Consider the following 26,174-nt stretch of genomic DNA (forward strand, 5'->3'; position numbering starts at 1 on the left):
TAGCATCGCAGTTTTGCCAGGACAGCCGACCATGAAGATCGTCTCCTTCAACATCAACGGCCTGCGAGCCCGTCCCCATCAGTTGGCGGCACTGATCGACAAGCACCAGCCGGACGTGATCGGGTTGCAGGAAACCAAGGTCCACGATGAACAGTTCCCACTGGCCGAGGTGCAAGCCCTCGGTTATCACGTGCACTACCACGGGCAAAAAGGCCATTACGGTGTCGCCCTGCTCTCTCGCCAGCCTCCGCTGAGCTTGCACAAAGGCTTCGAGACCGACGACGAAGACGCCCAGCGGCGCTTCATCTGGGGCACGTTTGCCGATGCCAACGGTGTGCCGGTGACCATCATGAACGGCTATTTCCCACAAGGTGAAAGCCGCGATCACCCCACCAAATTCCCGGCCAAGGAGCGCTTCTACAGCGACTTGCAACAACTGCTGGAAGCCCGCTTCAGCAACGACCAACCGGTCGTGGTGATGGGCGACGTGAACATTTCCCCCGAGGATTGCGACATCGGCATCGGCCCGGACAACATGAAGCGCTGGTTGAAGACCGGCAAATGCAGCTTCCTGCCGGAAGAGCGCGAATGGATGGCTCGCCTGAAGAACTGGGGCCTGGTGGACAGCTTCCGCCACTTGAACCCGGACGTCACCGACCGCTTCAGTTGGTTTGACTATCGCAGCCGTGGTTTCGAAGACGAACCCAAGCGCGGCCTGCGCATCGACCTGATCCTGGCGTCCCAGGGCCTGCTGCCACGGGTCAAGGACGCCGGCGTGGACTATGAACTGCGGGGCATGGAAAAGCCGTCGGACCATGCGCCGATCTGGTTGGAATTGAACTGAATCCCAGCCTTCGGAATCCCTCCAAAGGCTGCCCTGTGGGAGCGAGCTTGCTCGCGATAGCGGTTTATCTGCCACATCAATACTGACTGTGCTGCCGTCATCGCGAGCAGGCTCGCTGCCACAGTTGCTGCGCCGGTTATTGGCCGGCGTCGCACCGCTGTCATCTTTCAGTAACCCGACTGACTTAATCTTCCGGCATTTCCCAAGGTCAGAAGGTGGCCGGCATGCGGCTGTGCGTTGTGTTTTTCCTGGGCCTCTGGCTGCCGTGCGTGGCATGGGCCGGCCGTTTGCCCATTCCTGAACACGGCCCCGCCCTGCGCCTGCAGGGCTCCAACACCATTGGCGCGGCGTTGGGGCCGGCCCTGGTCCGAGGCCTGATGGAAGACCAGGGATTGCTCAAGGTCAGCACTGAAATTACCGGCCGCGACAACGAGCAACGCATCGTCGGACAAACCGCCGAAGGCCAGCGAGTCTCAGTCGAGATCGCCGCCCACGGCTCCAGCACCGGATTCACCGCCCTCAAGCAAGCCAACGCCGACCTGGCCGCCTCTTCCCGGCCGGTCAAGGACAGCGAACTGCACGACCTGGCGGCCCTTGGAGACCTGAAAAGTCCTACCGCCGAGCAAGTCATCGCCATCGACGGCCTGGCGATCATTCTTCATCCACAAAACCCGTTGCGACAGCTCGACACCCGGCAACTGGCGCGCATTTTCAGTGGCGAGGCGAAAACCTGGGAAGCCGTGGGCAGTGTCGGCGGGGCAATCCACCTGTATGCGCGGGACGAGCAGTCCGGGACCTACGATACCTTCAAGGAACTGGTACTCAACCGACAAGGGAAAAAGCTGGATCCTACAGCTCGGCGCTTCGAATCCAGTGAGCAGTTGTCGGACGCTGTCAGCCAGGACCCGCAGGGTATCGGTTTTATCGGTTTGCCCTACGTAAGGCAGGCCAAGCCCCTGGCAATTGTCGACGGCGATTCCCAGCCGATGTTGCCGCTGAACAACCTGATTGCCACCGAGGACTATCCCCTGTCGCGACGATTGTTCTTTTACCTACCCCCTCTGCAGAGCAATCCCTGGGCCGAGGCTCTGGTCGATTTCACCCAAAGCGAACAGGGCCAGGCCATCGTTGCAGCGAACGGGTTCATTGCACAGACCGTACAAGCGATGTCCGTCACCCCCAACGCGCTGATGCCAGAGGGTTATCAGGCCCTGAGCCGCCATGCCCAGCGCTTGACGGTGAATTTTCGTTTCGAAGAAGGCAGTGCCAGCCTGGACAACAAGGCCCAACAAGACCTGGGCCGCGTACTCGATTACATCAAGCAGCACGGCAAGGCCGACCGGCGCGTGACCCTGGTAGGTTTCGGCGATCTCAAGGACGACCCGGCGCGAGCCGACCTGCTGTCCAGGCTTCGGGCCATGGCGGTGCGGCGCGAACTGGTCAAATACGGCGTGACCTTGCGCGAGGTACGCGGATTCGGCGCGTTGATGCCGGTGGCGGCCAACAGCGAAGACGAAGGAAGGGTCCGGAATCGGCGGGTGGAGGTTTGGGTATATTAAACGCCACAATCAAAAAGCGAACTCGGTTTTGTGGCGAGGAGCTTGCTCCCGTTCGGCTGCGCAGCAGTCGTTGAACGGCCGACGTGGTGTTCCTGATCACCACGCCAGCCCCTTTTGGGGCCGCTGCGCAGCGGGAGCAAGCTCCCTTGCCGCAAAAGCCAGTGCGCTACCGCCGGCCGACTCGACCACTGACGCTTTCAACGTTCTCCATGAATCTTGGCTATACATGAAAAAGGAGATTCGCTGGCCGACATCGCGTGTTTCACAGCAAACCCGCCCCGTCGTCGCGGTATCCCCAGGTTTGAGCTTCACTTACGTAATGACGCCGCCGACTCAGGAGGCGGGTCGAATCCACCATGACCCATGGAGGTAAAGACATGCGGGTGTTGTGGGTGGTCCTCGCCGTGTTCATCGTCTGGAGCTGGCTGACGTATCCAGGCATCGGACATGTGTTGTACGACCTGGGTATGGCCTTGGAAGCGCGCCTTTATCGGCTGCACAAAATCACCGTGCCCATCAGCGAAATGACCGTGTCGACCTGGCAAGGCGGGCCTTACGAAGCCTCCGGCAGCATCCTGATGTTGCATGGCTATAGCGCCGACAAGAACCTGTGGCTGCGCTTCGCCCGGCACTTCGTCAACCAGTACCGGGTAGTCATACCAGACTTGGCCGGCCATGGCGAAACCGGCTTCAAGGCCGGCGGCGGCTACGACATCCCGACCCAGGCCCGGCGAGTCATCGAACTGCTCGATGCCTGCGGCCTGGACAAGGTCCACGTGATCGGCAACTCCATGGGCGGCCACCTTGCGGCGTGGCTGGCGGCGACTTCGCCTGAACGAGTGCTGACCCTCGCGCTGATCGACCCGGCCGGCGTCACTGCTCCCGAGCCCAGCGACATGGAGCGTCACCTGGCCGCCGGCCACAACCCGTTTCTGGTCCATTCCCGGGATGATTTTGCGCCCTTCTATGCCATGACCATGGCATCCCCGCCGTGGCTGCCCAGCGTTGTACTCGCGGCGTTGGCCCAGCGTTACGAGCAGCGCCGGGAGGAATTGGCGGAGATTTTCGTCGACTTGCGCGCCAGCCCGGCGATGGAGCCTCGCCTGGACGATATCCGCGCACCGTCATTACTGCTATGGGGACGCAAGGACCGGCTGATCGACGTCAGCAGTGTGCCGGTGTGGAGCAAGGGCATCGCCGACCTGCGAGTGGAAATCTGGGAAGGCGTGGGGCACATGCCCATGGTTGAAAAACCCGGCAAGACCGCGGCGCTGTATCGGGACTTTCTTGAGGGATTAGGGCAGTGAGGAAGATGCAGGGCTGAAATGAGCCACCAATCAGTCCTTGGCAGAATGAAGTCCTGAAGATTCTTCGTTTGCCGGCACTGGCGAAGGCTGCGATCTTTCGTCCAACTTTCCCACAGCCCTCGCCAGGAATCCTTACGATGAGCTTCGTCAGCCCCGACTTGATCCGCCAACGCTTCTCCAAGGCGATGTCCGACATGTACCGCGACGAGGTCCCGTTGTATGGGGCATTGATGAACCTCGTGGAGCAAACCAACGCCCAGGCACTGGCCAACGACCCATCACTGGCCGAGCACCTGAGCAGCACCGGCGAACTTCAACGCCTGGACATGGAACGCCATGGCGCGATCCGCGTCGGCACCGCCTCGGAACTGGCGATGCTGGGCCGGCTGTTCGCGGTCATGGGCATGCAGCCGGTGGGTTACTACGACCTGACGCCGGCTGGGGTGCCGGTGCACTCAACGGCCTTCCGCGCCGTTCATGAAAAGTCGCTGCAAATAAGCCCGTTCCGAGTATTTACGTCGCTGTTGCGCCTGGAATTGATCGAAAACAGCGAACTGCGGACCTTTGCCGAGTCGGTGCTGGCCAGACGGAAAATCTTCACCCCGGGCGCCCTTGAACTGATCGATCTGGCCGAACGCCAGGGCGGCCTGACGCAACCCCAGGCTGACGATTTTGTCCTGCAAGCGCTGGAGACTTTTCGCTGGCACCACAGCGCCACCGTTACTGCCGATCAATACCGACAACTCAGCGCCCAGCATCGCCTGATCGCCGATGTCGTGGCGTTCAAGGGGCCGCACATCAACCACCTCACACCGCGGACGCTGGACATCGACGTCGTCCAGGCCCAGATGCCGCTGCATGGCATCACGCCCAAAGCGGTGGTCGAGGGGCCACCGCGTCGTCGGTGCCCGATCCTGCTGCGCCAGACCAGCTTCAAGGCGCTCGATGAGCCCGTCGCGTTCACTGATCAACCCCAATCCCAGGGCAGCCACAGCGCCCGTTTCGGGGAAATCGAACAACGTGGCGCGGCTCTTACGCCAAAAGGACGGGCGCTCTACGACCAACTGTTGAATGCTGCGCGGGATGCCTTGGGCGAATTTCCCAATGAAGCCAATGCCGAACGCTACAACGCGCTGATGGCCGAACACTTTGCTCAGTTTCCCGATGATCACCAATCATTGCGCCGACAGGCGCTGGCTTACTTCCGCTATTTGGTGACGCCGGCGGGGCTTGCCGCCAAAGGCGCGATGGAACCGAATGTCTCGCTGGAACGCCTGTTGGAACAGGGCTATCTGCGCGCCGAACCGCTGGTCTACGAAGATTTCCTGCCGGTCAGCGCCGCCGGGATATTCCAGTCGAACCTTGGCGACGCCGCCCAGAGTCACTACGCAGGGCAATCCAATCGACAAGCGTTCGAAACTGCACTGGGACGGCCGGCCATCGATGAGTTGGGGTTGTACGCCCAGACACAAAAGCGCTCCCTCGAGGAATGCCTGTTGGCGTTGGGCGCTCAGCAAGCGAGCCACGAATAAAGAGCAGGAAATGGCACAACAGCTCATCGGCCATGCCCTGTCGTTGCTGTTCGTTGCCCGAGGCAGGCGCCCTGCGCTGCGTGGGCAATGGAACGTGGAGCGCGGTGCAACCTTCTGCGTGAATTTCGCGACTTTGCCGCTACACCCAATCGCAGAACACCTACAACCTATTGATTTTTAAACATTTTATAAAGATGGCATAGCTCTTGATAACGGTCAGCCGCCTCGGGACGATTCCCGCCCCGGCATCCCGTTATCCAGGAAGGAGAGCATCCATTGGCTACCCCCGCTTACATGTCCATCGAAGGCACCAAACAAGGTCTGATCACCGCCGGAGCGTTCACCGCCGACTCGGTGGGCAATACCTATCAGGAAGGTCATGAAGACCAGATCATGGTGCAGGGTTTCCAGCACCAGGTGACTATCCCCCGCGACCCTCAGTCCGGGCAGCCAACCGGCCAGCGCATACACAAACCCTTGGTCATCACCAAGGTGTTCGACAAGGCCTCGCCGCTGCTCCAGGCAGCCCTGACCAGCGGCGAACGCCTGACGAAAGTCGAAATCCAGTGGTATCGCACCTCGGCCGCGGGCACCCAGGAACACTACTACACCACCACTCTGGAAGACGCGATCATCGTTGATATGAACGACTACATGCTTAATTGCCAGGACCCTGGCAACAGCCACTTCACCCATCTGGAGGACGTCCATTTCACCTACCGCAAGATCACTTGGACCCACGAGGTGAGCGGCACTTCGGGCTCCGATGACTGGCGCACCCCCGTCACAAGCTAAGCCTCACGGGTGTTCGCCCAGTGCGACGGCCTCGGCATTCCATGCACTGGTAAAGAGCCTGGCACTGGGCGAACGCAAACAATGATAGTGGAGCTTGCGAGGGATGTGCGTGAGCCAGGCTTAAATTATTCTTCATGAGGATGGCAAGGCAGCCTGCTCCCGGCAGCGTTATTTGCGCCTTGCTGTTTTCTGCGCGTCGGTTTCCTGCGCATCGGGGTTGCCCTGCTGCTGTTCGCGCTTGGCCGGGTCGTTGGGCCGCAAAGCGTCGTTGTCACGCTCCACTTCACCGGGCAAGGCCGGGGCGTCGGGGTTCTGCTGGGTTTGATCATGGCTGGACTTCATCACGAACTCCTTGGGTTGGCTTGAAAGGTATCAAGCGTCGGGGTCTGCCATTTCCTCCGCAACGTTGGCATCTGGCGAGCGTTGGTGGAGCTCCTCGGCCTTGGTTTTCAAATCTTGCCACCGGTCCAGGTCAATCTCTCCCAGGCCGAACAGGTCGTCGGCGAGCCGCATCAGCTCGGTGAAATGAGCATCAGGCGACTCCTGCCAATAGGCCTTGTCGTCGAATAGCCGCTGCCAGTTGGCCAGCGACGGTTGTTTGATGTCATCGCTCATGACGGACTCCCGCGAGGCATTCATAGGTATGAGGGGCGATGAACGCAGGGAGTTCCGACGAATCAATACCCCGTCATTTCCAAATAACCGGTGCCACCATGGCTGCCGCTCAGTTGCACCGGCCCCTCCCAATACGGGATGCGAAGGTTCATCCAGGCATTGGGGTTCAGGGCTCGCGTGGTGATATCGAATTGCTTGCCGGGAATCCTGATTGACCAGCTCACTGGCATGGGCCTTCCCGCAACCTCGGCGGTGTCCAGCGGTGTGAGGCTGATTTGGTTGGCGGCCAGTGTCGTCGCCTGGCCTTGGGCGTCAATCCAGGTGCCGGTGAGGTACGGCTCACCGTCCTTGTGGCGCATGCGGTAGAGCATCACGTGCTCGCCTTTGTCCAGGTGCAAGGAAAACCAGTCCCACCCGGTCTGGTTTTCCGTCAGGGGCTGGCTGCTCCATTCCCGGTCGAGCCAGGCCGGGCCACCGACCTGATAGCGCTGGCCATCGATTTCCAAGTGACCACCGGCTCGAAAAAACGGTTGGCTGTAATAGTACGAGGCCTGGCCTTGCTCGGATTTCTGACTGAAGCCTTGGTTGCCCTGCAGCACCAGTGGACGGCTCGACGTCAGCCGCAGGTCGTAGCTGAAGCGCGGCCCGCGCGCCTGCAACTGCATGTCTGCGAGCGGGTCCGGGCCAGCGGCTTGAGTACCGAATCGCCAGTCATCGATCCAGGCCTCGAAGGGCGTGGTACGCACCCCGGCCTGCCCCACTCCACCCCGGGCGTAGCGCTCGGCGGCGTGATGGACGGTGGCGGACGTGACGGCGGCATGGCCGAGCCAGATCGTCTGGTTGCGCCAACCGCTGGCCGGAGGCGCGGCATCCAGGGCGCTGCGGAACAGCGTCCACTGCACACCGAAATCCCGCCCCTCGACGTCCTTGAGATTGGCAGTGACGTACCACCACTCGATGCGAAAGCCTTCATGCGCACCATGATCGGCTGGAAAGCTGAACACGCGCCCAGGTACCACCGGCGTAAAGGCGACAGCCTCGGTACCCAGCCCTGCAAAGCCCTTGTCCGGAGGCGTTGCGTTGTCACAACCGCCGAGCAGCGCCAGCAACACCAGGCCGATTCTAATCCTCATGGGCGAAAGTCCTCAGCAGGTCCGCCGGTCGCGTGCGGTACAACGCATAGAGCGGCCAGGCCGATGCCAGCAGCGTGGCGAACATCGCCAGGCCCAACAACTGCGCCAACTGCATCGGAAAGATGCGCAATGGCAGGCGCCAACCAAAGGCCTGGACATTGATGACCGCGTCCAGGCACCAGGCCAGGGCAATGCCCAGCGGCAGGGCCAGCAGCAGCGTCAGCAACGCCAGCAGCCAGGTCTGCCCGAGGTTGAGCAGCATCAATTGCCGCCGCGTGATTCCCAATGCCCATAACGGCGCCAACTGACTGAGGCGACTCTGGCTCTGGGTCAGCAGGCTGATGAACAGCGCAACGCCAGCCACCGCCAGCGTCAAGCTGTTAAGCGCCGCCGTGGCGGCAAAGGTGCGTTCGAACACTTGGGTAGACCAGCCCTTGAGTCGAGCCTGATCGACAATGCGGTTGTCATCCAGGTTGAAGCGGTCTTGCAACGCCGCCAGCATCGGGGGAATCGCCGACGGCTCGATACGCAGATTGAAGCGATTGGGTGCGAGCTGCGGCCAATGCGCCCGTAAATGTTCGGCGTTGATGAGCACATGGCCCTTGGGGTTGCCGTAGTCGGCATAAATCCCGACAACCCTTGGGGTCCAGGGCCCTTGCGGGGTCGGCAAGTTCAAGCGGTCGCCGATCCGCACCTTCAGGCGCCGAGCCAGTTGTTCGCTGAGCATCAGCGTGTCGGCTGTTGCCAGTTGCTGCCAGGCTTGGTCACCGGCGGACTCCAGCAACGGCCAGTGCTGGCGATAGGAGGAGTGATCGATGATGCCGTAGATGTCCGTCGGCCAACCTTGCAACGGCATCGACACCTGCCAGTTGGGCAACACGGCGGTGATCGTGGGTTGCTGGTTGAGCCAGTCGTGCAGTTCGGCCGCCTGGGCCGGCGTTTGCGGGTTGATGTACAGCTCGGCGGTCAGTCGCTGCTCGAGCCAGTCACTGAACGTCTGGCGAAACCCCGACGTCATGCTGCCAGCGCCGATGTTCGCCGCCAACGCCAGTAGCAGCGCCATCAGCGCCAGGCTCAACGTCGGCAGTTGTTGACGGCAATCGGCGAGGAACCATTGGCCGAGCACCGAACGGCTGCGGCGCAGCAGTCCGTTCAATACGACGTTGAGCAACACCGGCAAGGCCAACGCCGCGCCCAGCAACAATGCGGCCATCAGGACAAAACCGCTCGCCAGGCTGTCGCCCCAGGCAAGCGCCAACGCCGCGACCAGCGCCGCCAACAGCGCCACCCCACCTTGGCGCCGCAACCAACGCGCATGGGCCTGGTGCCAGGCCTGGGGATTGGCCAGGGCCAACAACGGCAGGCGAGCGGCGCGCAACAGGCTCTGGGCGCCGGCCAGTACAGCGCCGAGCAGGCCCAGGCCGATACCGCCCAACCACCACCAGGGACTGAGGTTCAGTTGTCCGGGGACTTCGGCGCCGTACAAACCTCGCAGGCTCGCCGCTACATCAGGCAACAACAGGCTGGCCAGCCAATAACCACTGAGCACGCCGGCGATCCCGCCCAGCAGGGCCAGTGCGCCCAGTTCCAGCGCCAGGCTGGTGATCAGCACCCGCGCGCTGACGCCGCAGGCCCGCAGGGTCCGCAGCAGGCCGCGGCGTTGCTCCAGGGCCAGGCCAATGGCGGCATGGACGATGAACAGGCCCACCACGAAGGACAAAAACCCCAGTGCGTCGAGATTCAAGTGGAAGCTTTCGGTCAGGCGCGACAGGTTGTTTTCGTCCTCGGCGCGCTTGAATTGCAACAGCCCGTTGAAGGCCTCGGGCAAGGCGGCGGTGTAGGTGCTGGGCAGTACCAATCGTGAAAGCTGGTCCGGCATCTGAAGTAGCGCTTGAGCAAAACCGATGTCCATCAGCAGCACGCCCGGGGCCATGTCCGGCTGCACGTGCAAGGGTGGCAGGGCCTGGCCATCAACGGTGCGGGGGCGGTCGCCTTCCTTCAACCCCAGGGCCTGCAATGTCTGCGGTGCAATCCAGGTGTGGCCGGCACCTGTGAAAAATTCCACCACCTCGGCAATCTCCCGCGCCTGCCCCGCCACAGCCGAACCCGGCGGCAGCGACACCGGGTCGATCCCCATCAGTTGCAGGCGTTGGTCTTCGTGCCCCTGGAGCGTCACTCGCGCCTGCAACACCGGCGACACCGGCCAGCCCTGGCGGCGCAGGTCGATGAACCATTGCTGCGCGAACGTGCCACCGCCGGGGGCGCTCAAGCTGGCCTGGGGTTCGCCGCCGATCAACTGACTGGCCCGGGCGTAGCTGTCGCGGGCCTGACTGTTCAACGCCTGCACACCGGTCAGCAGGCTGGTGGCGAGCCAAAGCCCGGTCAATACACTGAAAAACTGCACCGGGTGCCGGCGCCAATGGCTGAGCAGCGCCTTGAGAGTCTGGCGAACGATCATCACCCCTGGGTCGCCTCTGCCAGGCGCCCGCCCTGCAATACCACCCGATGGGCCAGGCGCGCCGCTACCCGCTGGCTATGGGTGACCATCAACAGGCTGGTCGGGCTGCCGTCGAGCAGTTCCAGCAACAGCTTCAGCACTTCGTCGCTGGTGGCTTCGTCCAGATTGCCAGTGGGTTCGTCGGCCAACAGTAACGGCGGACGTGACGCCAGCGCCCTGCCCAGGGCGACCCGTTGTTGCTGCCCGCCGGAAAGCTGCTCGGGATAACGCCGCAGCAGTTGCGACAGCCCGAGCCGCTGCACCAGATGCGTTTGCCAGGCCGCGTCGAAACGCCCACACAGGCGCGCCTGGAACGCCAGGTTGTCTTCCACCTGCAAGCTGCTGATCAGGTTGAACTGCTGGAACACCAGGCCGATTTCCGTGCGCCGCCAATTCGCCAACTCATGTTCACTCATGCCGTCGAGCCGATACCCGCCGCTGCGAATACTGCCGCGATCGACCTTGTCCAGGCCGGCAACCAGGTGCAACAAGGTGCTCTTGCCACTGCCCGATTCGCCCATCAGCGCCAAGCTGCTGCCGGGGGGCAAGGTCAGGTCGATGCCTTGCAACACCGGCAAAAGACCTTGGGGGGTTGGGTAGCTTTTGAATACTTCTCGAACTTCAAGCATTGAAAGGCTCATTGGGTAAAACCATTGGCTCTCAGGATAGCGGAATCGAGGGCCACGGCCATTGGCCGACGTCATCGGCAGTTTCCGTTACCACTGGTCGCCACCCCTGCCTGACGCGCCGGATAATCTTGCGCTTCGTCAACTTTCTGCTATTGATCAATAACTAACGCGCGCCGTTAAAGGCTGTCGGCGCAATCGTCATTAACATGACGCATCAAGGATTTCTCCTTTCACGGACGATCGCCGCCATGCCTCACACCCAATATCGCCCCGATATCGATGGTCTTCGCGCTGTTGCGGTGATCGCCGTGTTTATCCATCACCTCAACGCCAGCCTCTTACCAGGCGGCTTCGTCGGGGTGGACATTTTTTTCGTCATCTCGGGGTTCCTCATCACGTCCCAGGTGTTCAGCGAGATCCAACAAAACACCTTCTCCATGAAGCGTTTTTATCAGCGGCGCATCAACCGCATCGTACCGGCGCTGACGACGGTGGTGGTGGCGAGCGTGATCGCCGGGATCTTCGTCCTGTCTCCGGTCGACCTGACCCGACTGAACATCAGCGCGCTGTCCTCCCTGCTCGGTGTTTCGAATATCTATATCTGGATGAAGTACGGAAATTATTTCGCGGCGGACGCCAGCGAAGCCCCACTTCTGCATACCTGGTCACTGGGCATCGAAGAACAGTTCTACCTACTCTGGCCGCTGCTGATGCTGATGCTGTGTCGATGGGCACCCCGCTACTTGCTGCCGCTGGTGTGCATCGGCGTTGTCGTGACGGTTGGCGTTTCGCAGTACGCCACGACCCTCGTTCCCTCTGCCTCTTACTATCTGCTGCCCACACGTTTTTTCGAACTGCTGCTGGGGGCGACGTTGGCGATTTATCTCGCGCAGCCACGTACGTTCAGTGACGGGGTGGGCCGGATCTGGGCGCTGGCGGGAGCCGGATCGATTGCCTATTCGTTGTTTGCACTGAGTCCGGAAACAACCTTTCCCGGCCTCAATGCGCTTATACCTTGCCTGGGGGCGGCACTGTTGATCCTCGCTGGCAGCGGCGGAACACGCTCGCGCTGGCTGACCAACCGGCCGATGGTATTTGTTGGTCTGATTTCCTACTCGCTTTACCTCTGGCATTGGCCCTTGATTGCGTACCTGAGATATCTGGATATCAACATCACGCTCCCGCTGGGGCTGGGCCTGATGGCAGTGGCGACGCTACTGGCCTGGGGTTCCTGGCATTTTGTCGAAGTCCCCTTTCGACGAACCGGGGCGCTGTTGCCGTTCACCCGCGCATTTGGCCGTCGGTTCATGGTTCCAGCGTTGGGGCTGGCCGTGCTGGCTGTACTGAGCGTGCAATGGCAGGGGTTCCCGCAGCGTTTCGTACCGCAGGTGTCGATCCTTGAAGCGATGAGCCTGACCGAACCGAACAAACTGCGTGAGCGCTGCCACATGCCCAATGCGCGCTACAACGCCGCGCCCGATCCGGCGTGCCACCTCGGGGCACGCAAGGCGCAGATCGACGGCGTGATGGTCGGAGACTCTTTCGCCAACCATTTCACCGGCATGGTCGATGTCCTGGCCGAACCCAACGGCATCGCCTTGATGGATTACACCCTCGACAAGTGCCCACCCATCTTCGGCCACGCCGCCGAGATGTCGGCGGGTTACGGGGCACGCTGCGTGGCGCGCAATGAGCAGGTGTTGCAGTTGATCGAGCGGAACCGGTATCCCTACGTAGTGCTCGCCGGCGCCTGGCCCCGGGACCCGGCAGCAGGAGCCGTCATCGAGGCAAGCATCCGGCAAGTGGCGGACCGGACCGGCCAAGTCATCGTCGTTCTCAGCAATCAGCCAATCGACAACGCCGCGACGTGCCCGGTGCGCCGCTTGATGTTCGCTCCTCTTCGGCAGTGTTCAACGCGGCTGGACGCCGCGGCGCCCTATTGGACGCAGATACGCGCCAGGCTGCCCCAGGTGCGCTTCATCGATCCCAACCAGGTGATTTGCCCGGCCGGCCTGTGCAGCCCGATCATCGACGGACAACTGCTCTACCGGGATGACGCGCACTTGAACGATGTCGGCTCGCGTTTCATTGGCCGCGCGCTCCGCGACCTGGGCTTCACGCTGCTGTACGACCCAGCGCCAACCACGCCGATTGCTACCACCCGATAGGCGCTCGCTCAATGCCCCGCCGCCATCTCGGTCTGGGCCGGTTTCGGTATGACGATGTTGCCCAGATCGATGTGCTTCCAGGCTGGCTTGGCACCCAGCCGCGCGTTGAAGCGGTAGTTGAACGTGAAGTCGTCCTCGGTGGGTTGGCTCAGGGGTTTTCCATAGCGCGCCACGACCGCCGCCGGGTCGTAGCCCATCAATTCAAGCAGCGTCGCAAAGATGTTGTAGTGGCTGGAACGATCCTTGTTTTGCGCCCAGGCGCCGCGCCAGTCCAAGGTGCGCAGCTGGCTGCCCTGGATAACCACCAAAGGCACCAGCCCCTCCTCCTCCACCGGGTCGCCGCCGCAATGCGTATTGAGCCCGGGATTGCCACGCTCGTGCAGATCCTGGCCATGATCGGAGGTATAGATCAGCACCGCATTCTGAAGATTGCCTTGACGCAACAGGCGCCGGAAGAACTCGCCGACGTTCCATAGGAGCGTGTTCTGGTACGCATTGCGATACAGCAACCAGTCATATTGCTGGCCGTTGAAGCCGTCGCGCTGGCCGGTGTCGGCCACGTCCTGGAACCGTCCCCGGGGCAAGGCCGGACGGTGTTTCATGAATTCGTCGGGGTATTTGTCGTGGACCGGAAAATGCGCCCCTACTTTATTCACCACCACCAGTTCGGCCCGGTCATTGCCCAAGAGCTCGATCAACTGCGCCGCGGCTGCCATGTCGCGGTCCAGCACACGGACCTGGTCGAATTGGATGAATTGGTCGATGTCTTGTTTTTCCTGTTCGGTCATCAGGTTCTGCAAGTTGCCGCCGGTGCGCTGGGCATCGATATAGACGGTATGCAAGCCCGCGACATGGGCGTACTGCCAGATTGACGGCTGCGTGCTGTTGATACGCACGTAATCAGCCCGCGTACCGCCATAACGCAGGGTGATATTGGTGTCGGCGCTGCAATTGGCGATGGAAGCGGCATAACCGTAATTGAAGATGTCCACCCCAGGCGGCGGGGTCTTGAGGCCGCTGTTCACACCGAACGGGGTGTTGATATCGAGGTAGTTGCCACCGATGCTTTCGTCGATGATCAACACGATATCGTGCTCGATCGCAGGAGAACGGCGAGCCAAGCTGACAGGCTCGCGGACGCCGACGGTGTCGTGCAGCGCCTCGTAGGCAAACAGGTTCAGATAGGCCAGCGGCGTATACATCACTGGTAGACCACGGGCGCCCTCACCCGCCCTTGCGAACAGCACACCACTGAGCAGCAATACCCCGAGCAACGGCGCGGCGACCGGTACATAACCGGGCAATGGTAAACGCCGCCGAGGCTTCAGCCCGATGCCCAACAGCAGCAACAGGCCGCCCGCCATCGCGCTGAGAATCACCTCTCGATACTGATAAGCCGCCTCCTGGATAAAGCCACCCGAATACACCAGCGACACGAACTGGCTGTAGGTCAGGTAACTGTCGGTGACCCGGGTATACACCTCGAAGAACACCGCCGAGACAAACAGTGCCAAGGCAAACAGATGCCGCACCAACGTCTGGCGGATGTAGGCGCTCATCCACAACGCAAGCACCAGCACAAGGAACATCGCACCGAACAGCACCGTTGCAAAACCAAGACCCAGCGCAGCGAGACGCTCCAGGTAATAGTCATGCCCCCTGAAAAGGTACAGCAACAGCAGCAGTTCCTTGAGGTATCGGGTCATGTTTTTCTCGGCGGTGGCGCGGCGGATGGAAGGTTCGTTTTCTGCACACTAGCAGCGGGATTTCAAAGCGCAAGAAAGAGACTGATCGGTCGCAGCGTCAAAAAAAAGTTACCTCAAAAGTGACACCTTTGACGCATCAAAAACATAAAAATCTATGGATATATACCGTTCATCGGTTACTTAAACGTCTCCAGAGCCCTTTAAAAATGGCGCTTTTCCAAGTCAGTCAATGACTTGATATCAAAAAGCCCTAATCCGTCGAGATTTGCCAACACTGACAACTGTCATTTTGCTGACACGTTTTTTTGAAGCTGCGCTATACCCTCTAAACAGTTTCATCCGAGTTACATCAACCGGTTTGCGAGGCGCGCCTAGAATGGACGTGAGCGTATTTGGCACGGGGTATGTGGGGCTGATTCAGGCAGCGGCATTGGCCGACGTCGGGCACCGCGTCCTGTGCGTCGATATCGACCCGAACAAGATCCGTCAACTGCAACAAGCCGTACCGCCCATCAGTGAGCCTGGGCTGTCCGTATTGCTGGAAGACAACATCAAGGCCGGCCGGCTTTTGTTCAGTTGCCAGGCCAGCGATGCGGTCAACCATGGCGAGTTGATTTTTATTGCCGTCGGCACGCCAGCCGACGAAGACGGCTCGGCGGACCTGAGCCATGTGCTGGCGGTGACCCGCCAGATCGCCGACTTCATGGACAGTGACCGCACCCTGATCATCAAGTCGACCGTACCGGTCGGAACAGCCGATAAAGTCGCGGAGTGCGCCCGCCAGGCGCTGGCTCGTCGGGGCCTTAAACAGCTGAATGTGCGTGTGGTATCCAACCCGGAGTTCCTCAAGGAAGGCAGCGCTCTCGCCGATTGCATGCGCCCGGACCGCATCATCATCGGCGCCAGCGATCAACTGGCGCGGGATCAGATGGGCGAGCTCTACGCGCCGTTCTGCCGCAACCACGAAAAACTGATGTTCATGGACAACCGCAGCGCGGAGCTGACCAAGTACGCCGCCAACGCCATGCTCGCCACCCGCATCAGTTTCATGAACGAACTGGCCAACCTCACCGAACGCCTGGGCGCCGACATCGAAGCCGTGCGCAAAGGCATCGGCTCGGACCCACGCATCGGCTATCACTTCATCTATCCGGGCTGCGGCTTCGGCGGCTCGTGCTTCCCCAAGGACCTGCGCGCCCTGCTGCACACGGCCGAACAGAGCGGCATGCCGCTGCGCCTGCTGCGCAGCGTCACCGATGTGAACGACAGCCAGCGGCACATCCTTTTCGAGAAGCTGGCGCAGCAATTTCCGGACGGCTTGGCCGGCAAGTCGATTGCCATCTGGGGCCTGGCCTTCAAGCCCAACACCGACGACATGCGCGAAGCCCCGAGCCGCTACCTGATGGAAGCCCTCTGGCGCGAAGGCGCGCGCGTGCAGGCCTACGACCCGGAAGCCATGTCCGAATGCCGGCGCCTGTACGGTTATCGCAAAGACCTGAACCTGTGCGCCACCCGCGATGACACGCTTGAGGACACCGATGCCCTGGTGATTTGCACTGAGTGGAAGAATTTTCGCGTGGTGGATTTCGACCTGCTGGCGAGCAAGCTGCGCGCCCGGGTCATCATCGATGGCCGCAACCTCTACAACCCCGAGCACCTGGCTGCCGCCGGGCTGCTGTACCGTGGCATCGGCTTGCGCCACACCGTGCCCAGCGCCCCGGGGCCACAAGCGTGAACGTCCTGGTGACCGGCGCCGCCGGATTCATCGGAGCCCACTGCGTCTTGCGGTTGATGCGCGATGGCCATCACGTGTACGGGCTGGACAACTTCAACGATTACTACGACCCGCAGCTCAAGCACGACCGCGTGGCGTGGGTGCGTGACCAGGTCGGCGCATTTCCCTTGGCGCGTATCGACCTGACCGACGCCTCGGCGATCGACGGACTGTTCCAGAGCCATCGCCCGGAGGTGGTGATCCACCTCGCCGCCCAGGCCGGCGTGCGCTATTCGCTGGACAATCCCCGCGCCTATGTCGACAGCAACCTCGCCGGGTTTCTGAACATTCTCGAAAGTTGCCGCCGTCATCCGGTCAAGCACCTGATCTACGCCTCTTCCAGTTCGGTGTACGGCGCCAACCAGCGCACGCCCTATTCGGTACGGGACGGCGTCGATCATCCGCTGTCGTTGTATGCGGCAACAAAGAAGGCCAACGAATCGATGGCCCACAGCTACAGCCATCTGTTCGGGATCCCGTGCACCGGCCTGCGCTTTTTTACCGTGTACGGCCCGTGGGGCCGGCCAGACATGTCGCCGATCCAGTTCGCCACGGCCATCGCGCAAAACCAAGTGTTGCGGCTGTTCAACCATGGTGAGCACGAACGCGACTTCACCTACATCGACGACATCGTCGAGAGCATCGCCCGGTTGATCGAACGTGCGCCGCAGCCAACGCCCCACTGGGATCGCGAGCAACCGGACCCGGCCACCAGCCTGGCGCCATGGCGCATCTACAACATCGGCGGACAGCACCCGGTGGCGTTGCGAACCTACGTGGCGCTGCTGGAAAAACATCTGGGCCGCACCGCCCGGATCGAGCTGCTGCCCCTGCAACCGGGGGACGTGCTCAACACCTGCGCCGATGCCAGCGACCTGGCCCGGGCCACCGGTTTCCAACCGTGCATTGCACTGGATGACGGCCTGGGTCGCTTCGTCGACTGGTTCCTCGATTACTACGCGCAACCCATCGTTCACACGCCGCTTGCGGCCGTACCTCAGCGGAGGAGTCTATGACCCGACATGAACAAGACATTCCGATCAGCACCTCCGGACGCGACAAACGTGTCGACCCCGAGCATCGCCGACGCCTGGATGCCGCCATCCACCGCCAGGGCCGTGGCTGGCTCACCGGTCGGGACGGTGGTCGGCCCTGGACGGTTTCGCGGACCAATCGGGTCGTGGCTTGCCTCGGCGCGCTGGCGATCCTGGTACTGCTCACCCCGCTGCTGCTGGGTCTGGCATTGCTGATCAAGTTTTCCAGCCCTGGCCCGGTTTTTTTCGTGCAGAAACGCACCGGTTATCGCGGGCGCGTGTTCGGCATGTACAAGTTTCGCACCATGGTCGTCGATGCCGAGGCCCTGAAAGAGTCGCTGCGCCACCTCAACAAGCACGGCGCCGACGCCATCGACTTCAAGATCGACAACGACCCGCGCATTACCCCGATCGGCAGGTTCCTGCGACGCAGCAGCCTCGATGAACTGCCGAACCTGATCAATGTAGTGACCGGCGACATGCGCCTGGTAGGCCCGCGGCCCACCTCGTTCAACGCCTATCGCTACAAGGACAACCATTTGGTGCGCCTGAGCATCTACCCCGGCCTGACCGGCCTGTGGCAGATCTCCGGGCGCAGCAATATCGACTTCGACCAGCGCGTGGAACTGGACCTCAGCTACATCGCCGAGCAGAGCCTGCTGTTGGATCTGAAGATCCTGATGATTACCCCCTTCAAAGTGTTCAGCGGCCACGGAGCGAGTTAAATGGACGGTTCGACGAATATCCTGACCATAGCCAGCCCGAGCGAGACCAACCTGACCTCGACCGTGCTCGACCCGGATCTGCGGATCCTTCTCATGACAGCGGCCAACACCGGCACCGGCACGAGCACCAGCGCCATGGCGCTGTCCGCCCAGCTGGCGCAGATGAGCAATGGCCGGGTGTTGCTGGTGGACGCCAGCCAGTCGCCGCGCAACCTCAGCCAGCAGCTCTCGCTGCAAAAAGAGCGCGGCTTCAGCGACCTGTTGTTCAACAGCCTGTCCCCACCGTTGTTGCAGGACTGCGTAGTACAGGTGTCGAGCCTGCCCTTCGACGTGCTGCCCCACGGCCGCCTCGGCCACAACGCCGAACGCCTGAGCCCCGAGCGATTGCGCCCGCTGTTCCGGCAACTGGCGGCGCAGTACCGCTTCGTGGTGATCGACGCCGACGCGGTGTATTCGGCCACCGACACGCTGGTGATCAGCACCCAGGTGGACGGCGTGGTGCTGGTGGTGCGCGGCGAAGACACCCGCTGGGAAGTGGCCCAGGCCACCCGACAAAGGTTGGCCCAGGCCGGCGCGAAAGTGGTCGGCAGCGTGTTCAACCGCCGCAAGTACTACATGCCCAAATGGCTCTACAACAACCTGTAAGCCTGCAAAAGGATGACGAGATGAACGCTAGAATGCTTGTCCTGCTGTTGCTGCCGCTTGCCGGTTGCTCCAGCAACACCGATACCCGCTCGATGCCGGTGCAGATCCTCACCGCGGCGCCGGCCAATGCCCAGGCCACCGACATGCCCAAGGTCGAGCAGACCTTGCGGCCCCAGGATGTGCTGGACGTGATATTTCACATCGGCACCACCTCTTCCCAGGCTTATCGCGTGCAGCCGGGCGACCAGGTTGCCCTGAACTTCACCGCCGCCAGCCAGCTCAACGGCACGCAACAGGTGATGCCCGACGGCAGTATCGAACTGCCGGGCGCCAACACCTCGGTGAAAGTCGGCGGCCTGACCACCGACGAGGCGCGCCTGGCGGTGCAGCGCGCCTATGACCAGAAGATGTTGTTCCAGCCCAATCGCAACCAATTGACCGTACTGGTGACGAGCCCGCTCTCCGGCGAGACGAAGCTGCGCAACACCCTGACCCACCCTGGCACGGGCATGAGCCGGGAGATCACCGTGGGCAGGGATGGCTACGCCAGCTTCCCGGAAATTGGCGCCGTGCCTTTGCAAGGCATGACCGTCAGCCAGCTGGAGACTTTCCTCAACGAGCGCTACGCCCAACTGCCCGGCCACATGACGGTGGACGTGCTGCTCAAGTCCACCGCCGGCAACGAAATCTATGTCCTCGGCGAAGTGGCCCAGCCCGGCTCCTACCCGATCCGCCGGCCGATCTCGGTACTCGAGGCCCTGACACTGGCCAGGGGCACGAACGTCAAGGCCCGGCTCGACTCCGTGGTGATCATGCGCCGCAACGGCAATCAGGTCGAAGCCCGCCACTACGACGTGGAGAAAGCCTTGAGCGGCGACGCGTCGCAGATCGCCTATCTGCAACCGGAAGACATGCTGTTCGTGCCCAAGACCAAGCTTGCAAGTGCCGGTGAACTGGCCAGGCAATTGGCCGATGTGGTGCTGTTCCAGGGCACGGGGTTGAGCTTCGGCTACCGCGTCGACAACAAAGGCAGCGACAACTGAGACTCAGGTGACCGACATGAACCCCAAGGAAAATTATCTGCACGAGTTTTTCAGGATCTTCTTCGCCAACAAGCAGTGGGTGAAGCGCATCTTCCTGGTTTTCGCCGTGATCGCTCTGGTGTTGCCGTTGATGCTCAAGCAGAGTTTCGACATCACCGCCCAAGTGATCGTCCAGTCGAAAAAACTCTCCCAAGGCGACGCCACTACCTCGTTGAATCAGGAAAACGCGACTTTCATTCCGCCGTCCCTGGCGGACATGGAAACCGAGAGCAACATCCTGCGCTCACCGGCGTTGATTCGCGAAACCATCAAGACCCTGCGCGACCAGGGTGAATACACCCCGAGCCCAGGGGCCCTCAATAAATGGGTGAGCGAACCGCTCAAGCGCTACATCACCCAGCCACTGCGTGAATACGTCATCAATCCGCTGCGCGACGGCCTCGGGCTGGAAGTCGATCCGGTACGCGACACGATGCTCGATACCCTCACCGACGAGGCCATCGCGAACCTGAAAATCGAGACCCTGCCCGGCTCGAACGTCATCTCCATCATCTACAGCTTCGGCGATCCCGCCCAGGGCACCCGGTTCGTCGCGCAGCTGCTGGAAAACTACCTCACCGGCCGCCAGGACCTGCAATCGATCGAATTGCCCCAGACCTTCTACGAGCAGAAAAAAGTCCAATACCAGACGCGCCTAGACGGTCTGGAAGGCACCCGGCTCGGCCTGCTCGAAGGCGTCGGTTCCTCCGATCCCAAGGAAGAAATCACGTTTCGCCTGAACGCCATCAATACCGAAGAACAGGCCCTGAACCTGTACCAGGATCGCCTGCTGCAAAGCCAACGCTGGCTCGATTACCTCAAGACCAGCCTGGCAGCGGCGAACAGCTCGCGGTTCAACGACTACACGTTCCCGTTCACCTTCACCACGACCGTGGACAACATCGCCTTCGAGGACCGGGAAATCAGGCAACTGGGTGAACAGCTGACCAGCCAGGTCAGCCGCTACATGAACGACCTGGCGATCTTCCAGCCCAGCAGCGAACCGATGCTGCTGGCCCGCGAACAGATCATGCGCACACGCCAGCAGTTCCTCAAAGTGGTGAACAACCGCATCCAGGAACGCACCACCGACCTGGCCGTCGTCAGCTCGGTGATCAACCAGAAGGTCGAGCGCATCGCGGCCTTCAAGGAACGCATCCACCAGTTACAGGAAACCCAGAGCAAGCTGCGGCAGATGGACACCGAGATCAACGCACTCCACGCGGCGTTCTCCACCTATGCCCAACGGTTCGCCGAAGCCAGTTCCGCGCGCTCGCTGGACAATGACCTGTCCAACGCCCGTGTCCTGAGCCCCCCGTTCGAACCCACCGCCGCGGTATTCCCCAAGCCGATGCTGATTATCCCGTTCGGCTTGTTCTGCGGCCTGCTGCTGGCGATCGCTCTGGTCTACGTGCGTGAGTTCTTCGACCATCGCTTCAAGCATCCTGCGCAAATCAGCCAGCAACTGGACCTGCCGGTCTTGCTGGTGATCAATGAGCAGTCGCCCGAACAGGTCAATCCGCACCGCAACTGGAGCCTGCCAAGCCTTGTCCATTGGGTGAAAAATTGAACGCGCCGTTCGGCCCGTCCCACCGCAGCAGCCCCCTGTCGATCATTCATCTGCTCGACAGCGGCGGCTTCTATGGGGCCGAGCGGATGCTGCTCGATCATTGCCTGGCGACACCGGGGCAGCACCAAGTGCTGTTCCTGGCGGCGCCGCCGACCTTGATCACGCGGTTTCGCCAGGCCGGGGTGGATTGCCGACACTGCGCCAGCTTGGGCGAATTGTTGCAGCATCTGCGGCAACGTCGCGCGGACCGGCCGCTGATCAACACCCACAACTTCAAAGGCTTGCTGTTCGGCTGGGCCGCGGCCACGCTGTTGCGCCTGCCCCTGGTGATTACCCAGCACGGCTTCACGCCGCGCAGCACCAAGCAGCGTTTCTACACCTGGTTGAGCCTGCAACTGTGCCGCACCGCGCCGGTCAAGCGCGTAGTCTGCGTCGCCGAAAGCATCGCGGCATTGCACCGCAAGGCCAGCGTCAAGGCGGACAAGCTCGACGTCATTCCCAACGGTTTGCCGGCCGTCACGACACCGCTGCCCCATCGCGACGACAGGCAGCGCTGGCGGGTCGGGTACGTGGGTCGCTTGAGCAGCGAGAAAGGCCCTGACCTGTTCCTCGACGCGATGATCCCGCTCTGCCAGCGCCATGGTTCGCTGCATGCGGTCATGCTCGGCGACGGTCCGGAACGCCAGCCGCTGCTCAAGCGCATCGCCGACGCGGGGTTGCCGACGCGCATCGAGTTGCCCGGTTATCAAACCGACATGAATGATTGGTGGAGCCGCCTCGACGCGTTGGTGATCAGCTCACGCACCGAAGGCACGCCGATGATCCTGCTCGAAGCCATGCAAGCCGGGGTGCCGGTGGTGGCGTTTGGCGTCGGCGGCATTCCCGACATCCTGCAGGACCGCCACAACGGCCTGCTGGCCACGCCGGCCGACAGCGACGAATTGGCCCGCCAGATCGAAACGCTGTTCAGCGAACCGCCCCTGGCGCGGATCCTCGCCGACAACGCCCGGCGCACCCAACGCGACCGCTACGATCTGCGCACGCTGGCCGAACGCTGGTCGCAACTTTATATCCGCACGGCACGGGAGGCTCGACCATGATCGTCCCGCTCTCGATCATCAGTTTGCTGGGGCTGGTCTGCCTGGCATTGCTGGCCAGTCCTTATCCGTTCCTGGCGCCCGGCGCGGTGTTCGGCCTGGTCGGCGTCGCCGTGCTGTACCGCAAGCCCGGCTGGGGCCTGCTGGGCATCGCCGCGCTGGTGCCATTCGAAGGGCTGTTCAAGGAAAACGGATTGTCGGGCAGCAAGTTCTTTGGCCTGGCGCTGATCCTGATCCTGGCACTGCAACTGGCCCTGCACCAGATTCCGGCGACGCGCCTGCGCAGCAATATCTGGAAGCCGCTGGTCGGCTTCATGGCGCTGTATGGCCTGAGCCTGCTGCTGTCGGAAAACATGGACCTGTCCCAGACCCATCTGCGGGAACTGACGGTAGGGCTGATTCTGTTCGTGATCACCTTGTTGATCGGACGCGAGCTGAACCTGGACCTGTTTGCCCGCTTGATGACCGTGAGCGTGTCCACCACGTGCGTACTCGCGATGTTCTCGGCCAAATACCAGGACCAGGGCCGCGCGTCCGGACTGCTGGAAGACCCGAACTCCTTTGCGCTGCTGATCGCGTTCACCATACCGCTGGCCTTGTTGCTGGTACTGCGCAGCCCGAACCTGTTGCACCGGCTGTTCTGGGGCGGCGGTTTCATCCTGCTGCTGGGCGGCATGACCAAGACCGAATCGCGTTCCGGGCTGGTGGTGTTGCTGCTCAGCCTGATGATCGGCTTGTACCACTACCGCGCGCAGCTACCGCGGATTCGTCCACGGCACCTGGGCTTCGCCATGCTCGGGCTGGCACTGATGATTCCCCTGGCGATCGCGGTGATGCCCGCCGGCTACGTGGCACGCATCCAATCGTTGAGCATCCTCAGCGCCGGCGCCAGCGCTCACAAGGATGAATCCCTGGGCCGCCGCGCCTCCTACATCCTGGTGGGCAGCCAGATGATCCGCGAGAACCCCATCCTCGGTTCAGGGCCCGGGACGTTTCCCCTGCACTACGCGCCGACCGGTTATGCCAAGGCCTTCTCGGCCAACCGCAAACTGGGCGACCTGTACCGTCGCGCTCACAACACCTACCTGGAAATATTCAGCGAGATCGGCGTACCGGGCGGGTTGATGTTTGTCGGCATGATCGGTCTTGGCCTCTACAACCTGGTGCGCGCGCGCCAACTTTGGCTCCAGCGTCGGGACTGGGCACAGGCCGACCTGCTCACACATTTGGGGATGAGTTTCCTGGCGCTGGCCTTGTTCCTGATGTTTCTCAGCGCGCCGAACCACAAGTTGCTGTGGATCATGCTCGCCTTGACCAGTGTGTTGCGCTACGACGCCGAGCAATCCGCGCCACGGGAGGCCCGCCCATGAGCCGCGTCAGTATCGTCATCCCGATGTTCAACGAGGCCCGCCACATCGGCCGCACCCTGCTGGCCGCGCAGCAAGCTGCTCGCCAGGCGCAACTGGAATGCGAACTGATCGTGGTCGACAACGGCTCGGACGATCATGGGCCGCGCATCGCCAATGAACTGGGCGCCCGGGTGCTGATTGTGCCCGGCGTCCACATCGGCGCCTTGCGCAACCGTGGCGCGGCGGTTGCCAGCGGTGAGTGGCTGGCATTCATCGACGCAGACATGGAAATGCCCGCCGACTGGCTGAAGCTGCTCGTCGAAATGGAGGGCCGTCAGGGCGATGTGTTGGGACTGGACCTGGACACGCCCCGACACGCGCCTTGGTTCGCCCAGGCCTGGCAACGCCGCAGCCAACGTCCGGGCGCCCGTCCGCTGCATCGAGTGCAGTGGCTGCCCAGCGCCAATCTGTTGATGCGCCGCCGTTGGTTCGAACAGGTCGGCGGCTTCGACGAGACCCTGCGTACCGGTGAAGACAAGGATTTTTCTCTGCGCTTGCGCCAAGCCGGTGCGCAGTTGTTGCTGGTGAACGAAAGCCTGGCCCTGCATTGGGGTTACGAAGGCAGCTGGCGCGAATGGATGACCAAGGAGCTGTGGCGCCAGGGCAGCCATTGGCAGTTGCTGCGCAGCCATGGGCCGAGCCTGCGCTTGCTGCGCTTTCCCGCCTTGTCCGTTGGCGCCTGGGGCCTGGATCTGCTGACGCTCACCGCCCTGCTCCAGGGCCAGGTGCGCCTGGGGTTGACGCTACTGCTCATCAGCACATTGCCGGCCTTGTTTCTCAGCCTGCGCCAGAGCCAGCGCGACCCGCGCCTGGGGTTGCAACTGTGGGCCTTGCACGGGGTGCGCCTGCACCTGACCGGCGCCGCGTTGCTGCTCAATCTTTTTCAATGGAACGTCAGGAGACCCGCCCGTGGCTGAATTCATCTATTGGTCTTGCCTGTTGCTGCCGGTGTACGCCTACCTCGGCTACCCCGTGCTGTTGACCTTGCTGACACCGTTGTTTCCGCTACGGCGCTATGGCAAGCCCCTGCCGATGGACGTCAGCATTGTCATCGCCGCCCACAACGAGGCACGGCACATCGAAGCGAAATTGCGCACGCTGTTGGCCCAGGATTATCCGGCACGCTCGCTGCAAATCATCTTGGCCAGCGACGGTTCCACCGACGACACGGTGGCCTGTGCGCGCAAAATCGGCGACTCACGCATCACCGTGCTCGACCTGCCACGCCAGGGCAAGGCCGCCGCCCTCAATACCGGCGTGGCCCATAGCTACGGCGAGATCCTGGTGTTCACCGATGCCGACAACCAATGGGCCCACGACACCCTCGGCCACCTGCTGGCGCCGCTGGGCGATCCCGAAGTGGGCGCCTGTGCCGGGCACATGGTCATCCCCGTGCCCGGCAAGGGCCTGAGCCTCGGCGACAGTCTGTATCGGCACTACGAAGGGTGGCTGCGCCGGGTGGAAAGCCGCACTGGCTGCATGGTCTCGGCCGACGGCGCCTTGCTGGCCTTGCGCAGGGCTTTGTTCCAGCCGATTCCGGCCCAGGTCAACGATGATTTTTTCCTCAGCACCTGCGCGCCGGCAGCCGGCAAATCCATTGTTTATGCACCCAAAGCGAGGGTGACCGACCAGGGCGTGGACGAAGCCGACAAGCAGTTTCGTCGTCGTCAGCGCGTCACTGTCGGCGGATTGCAGAGCCTGGCCCAGCGCCGGGAACTGCTCAACCCGCTGCGCCATGGGCTTTACGCCATTGGCCTGATCAGCCACAAATTGATCCGCCGCCTGGCGCCGGTGCTGCTGTTGCCGTTGCTGCTGAGCAACGCCTGGCTGTGGAATGACCATCCGTTCTATCGCCTGACGCTGGTGGCGCAACTGCTCGGTTATGCCACAGCGCTGATCGGCTTGCTCGACGCAGGCCACCGCTTGCCTCGGCCATTTCGGTTGGCCGCGTTCGTGCTGGTAACACTGGCCGGCATGAGCATCGGGCTCTGGCAATTCCTGCGAGGCCAGCGCTACAGCCAATGGAACCCCGAGCAGAACCGCTAAGGAGTGT

Annotated in this window: 22 protein-coding genes; 16 read left to right on the forward strand and 6 right to left on the reverse strand. The window is 62.1% G+C overall.

From position 1 onward, the window contains the following. Window positions 1-31 precede the first annotated feature (31 nt). From xthA to M1D68_RS16405, 5 genes are all read left to right on the forward strand, one after another. The gene (xthA, locus tag M1D68_RS16385; protein WP_434559689.1) at window positions 32-844 is read left to right on the forward strand and encodes an exodeoxyribonuclease III; all 813 of its coding nucleotides are present in this window, start codon (window positions 32-34) and stop codon (window positions 842-844) included. Between the two features lie 224 nt (window positions 845-1,068). After that, the gene (locus M1D68_RS16390) at window positions 1,069-2,403 is read left to right on the forward strand and encodes a substrate-binding domain-containing protein (RefSeq protein WP_420765809.1); all 1,335 of its coding nucleotides are present in this window, start codon (window positions 1,069-1,071) and stop codon (window positions 2,401-2,403) included. A gap of 377 nt (window positions 2,404-2,780) precedes the next feature. Next, window positions 2,781-3,710 carry an alpha/beta fold hydrolase gene (locus tag M1D68_RS16395; protein ID WP_457967766.1) on the forward strand — a complete coding sequence of 310 codons (930 nt, stop codon included), beginning with the start codon at window positions 2,781-2,783 and terminating at the stop codon, window positions 3,708-3,710. Window positions 3,711-3,847: 137 nt separating this feature from the next. Beyond that, window positions 3,848-5,242, forward strand: a complete 1,395-nt coding sequence (gene hglS, locus M1D68_RS16400) for a 2-oxoadipate dioxygenase/decarboxylase HglS (protein ID WP_457967768.1) — start codon at window positions 3,848-3,850, stop codon at window positions 5,240-5,242. Window positions 5,243-5,518: 276 nt separating this feature from the next. Next, window positions 5,519-6,037, forward strand: coding sequence for an Hcp family type VI secretion system effector (locus M1D68_RS16405; protein WP_420765805.1), 519 nt, complete (start codon window positions 5,519-5,521; stop codon window positions 6,035-6,037). Window positions 6,038-6,205: 168 nt separating this feature from the next. On the opposite strand, the gene M1D68_RS16410 is transcribed toward M1D68_RS16405, so the two are convergent. From M1D68_RS16410 to M1D68_RS16430, 5 genes are all read right to left on the reverse strand, one after another. Continuing rightward, window positions 6,206-6,379, reverse strand: a complete 174-nt coding sequence (locus M1D68_RS16410; protein WP_420765804.1) for a hypothetical protein — start codon at window positions 6,377-6,379, stop codon at window positions 6,206-6,208. 30 nt (window positions 6,380-6,409) lie between these two features. Continuing rightward, a complete protein-coding gene (locus M1D68_RS16415; RefSeq protein ID WP_420765803.1) occupies window positions 6,410-6,652 on the reverse strand; it encodes a hypothetical protein in 243 nt (80 codons plus the stop codon). A 62-nt stretch (window positions 6,653-6,714) separates the two neighbouring features. Then, on the reverse strand, window positions 6,715-7,785 hold the full coding sequence (locus tag M1D68_RS16420) for a lipocalin-like domain-containing protein (protein ID WP_457967771.1): 1,071 nt from the start codon (window positions 7,783-7,785) through the stop codon (window positions 6,715-6,717). Next, window positions 7,775-10,243, reverse strand: coding sequence for an FtsX-like permease family protein (locus M1D68_RS16425; RefSeq protein ID WP_457970755.1), 2,469 nt, complete (start codon window positions 10,241-10,243; stop codon window positions 7,775-7,777). The genes M1D68_RS16420 and M1D68_RS16425 overlap by 11 nt, the downstream gene beginning before the upstream one ends. After that, window positions 10,243-10,911 (reverse strand): ABC transporter ATP-binding protein, encoded by a 669-nt coding sequence (locus M1D68_RS16430; RefSeq protein WP_457967773.1) that lies wholly within the window; start codon window positions 10,909-10,911, stop codon window positions 10,243-10,245. Before M1D68_RS16430 ends, M1D68_RS16425 begins: the two co-directional genes overlap by 1 nt. 248 nt (window positions 10,912-11,159) lie before the next feature. Here M1D68_RS16430 and M1D68_RS16435 point away from each other — a divergent pair, with 248 nt between their 5' ends. Beyond that, complete coding sequence (locus M1D68_RS16435; protein ID WP_457967775.1) at window positions 11,160-13,079, forward strand: acyltransferase family protein; 1,920 nt, start codon at window positions 11,160-11,162, stop codon at window positions 13,077-13,079. An 8-nt stretch (window positions 13,080-13,087) separates the two neighbouring features. Here M1D68_RS16435 and M1D68_RS16440 read toward each other — a convergent pair whose 3' ends face one another. Next, the gene (locus M1D68_RS16440) at window positions 13,088-14,785 is read right to left on the reverse strand and encodes a sulfatase-like hydrolase/transferase (protein WP_457967777.1); all 1,698 of its coding nucleotides are present in this window, start codon (window positions 14,783-14,785) and stop codon (window positions 13,088-13,090) included. Window positions 14,786-15,161: 376 nt separating this feature from the next. On the opposite strand from M1D68_RS16440, the gene M1D68_RS16445 reads away from it, so the two are divergent. From M1D68_RS16445 to M1D68_RS16490, 10 genes are read left to right on the forward strand one after another with little or no spacing between them, the layout of a single operon-like run. Then, window positions 15,162-16,520: a UDP-glucose dehydrogenase family protein gene (locus tag M1D68_RS16445; RefSeq protein WP_434559699.1), complete on the forward strand. Its 1,359-nt coding sequence runs from the start codon at window positions 15,162-15,164 to the stop codon at window positions 16,518-16,520. Beyond that, entirely contained in the window at window positions 16,517-17,575 is a 1,059-nt protein-coding gene (locus M1D68_RS16450) for an NAD-dependent epimerase (RefSeq protein ID WP_434559701.1), read from the forward strand. The genes M1D68_RS16445 and M1D68_RS16450 overlap by 4 nt, the downstream gene beginning before the upstream one ends. Beyond that, window positions 17,572-18,318, forward strand: a complete 747-nt coding sequence (locus tag M1D68_RS16455; RefSeq protein ID WP_434559703.1) for a sugar transferase — start codon at window positions 17,572-17,574, stop codon at window positions 18,316-18,318. The genes M1D68_RS16450 and M1D68_RS16455 overlap by 4 nt, the downstream gene beginning before the upstream one ends. Next, on the forward strand, window positions 18,319-18,963 hold the full coding sequence (locus tag M1D68_RS16460; protein ID WP_420765795.1) for a CpsD/CapB family tyrosine-protein kinase: 645 nt from the start codon (window positions 18,319-18,321) through the stop codon (window positions 18,961-18,963). 20 nt (window positions 18,964-18,983) lie between these two features. Then, window positions 18,984-20,006, forward strand: coding sequence for a polysaccharide biosynthesis/export family protein (locus M1D68_RS16465; RefSeq protein ID WP_420765794.1), 1,023 nt, complete (start codon window positions 18,984-18,986; stop codon window positions 20,004-20,006). A gap of 16 nt (window positions 20,007-20,022) precedes the next feature. After that, window positions 20,023-21,615: a GumC family protein gene (locus tag M1D68_RS16470; protein WP_434606689.1), complete on the forward strand. Its 1,593-nt coding sequence runs from the start codon at window positions 20,023-20,025 to the stop codon at window positions 21,613-21,615. Beyond that, window positions 21,612-22,715 carry a glycosyltransferase family 4 protein gene (locus M1D68_RS16475; protein ID WP_420765792.1) on the forward strand — a complete coding sequence of 368 codons (1,104 nt, stop codon included), beginning with the start codon at window positions 21,612-21,614 and terminating at the stop codon, window positions 22,713-22,715. Before M1D68_RS16470 ends, M1D68_RS16475 begins: the two co-directional genes overlap by 4 nt. Then, a complete protein-coding gene (locus tag M1D68_RS16480) occupies window positions 22,712-24,082 on the forward strand; it encodes an O-antigen ligase family protein (RefSeq protein ID WP_420765791.1) in 1,371 nt (456 codons plus the stop codon). The genes M1D68_RS16475 and M1D68_RS16480 overlap by 4 nt, the downstream gene beginning before the upstream one ends. Further along, a complete protein-coding gene (locus tag M1D68_RS16485) occupies window positions 24,079-25,038 on the forward strand; it encodes a glycosyltransferase (protein WP_457967780.1) in 960 nt (319 codons plus the stop codon). Before M1D68_RS16480 ends, M1D68_RS16485 begins: the two co-directional genes overlap by 4 nt. Next, window positions 25,031-26,167 (forward strand): glycosyltransferase family 2 protein, encoded by a 1,137-nt coding sequence (locus M1D68_RS16490; RefSeq protein ID WP_457967782.1) that lies wholly within the window; start codon window positions 25,031-25,033, stop codon window positions 26,165-26,167. The genes M1D68_RS16485 and M1D68_RS16490 overlap by 8 nt, the downstream gene beginning before the upstream one ends. The last annotated feature ends 7 nt before the right edge of the window (window positions 26,168-26,174 follow it).

The organism is Pseudomonas sp. R4-84 (genome assembly GCF_054130985.1).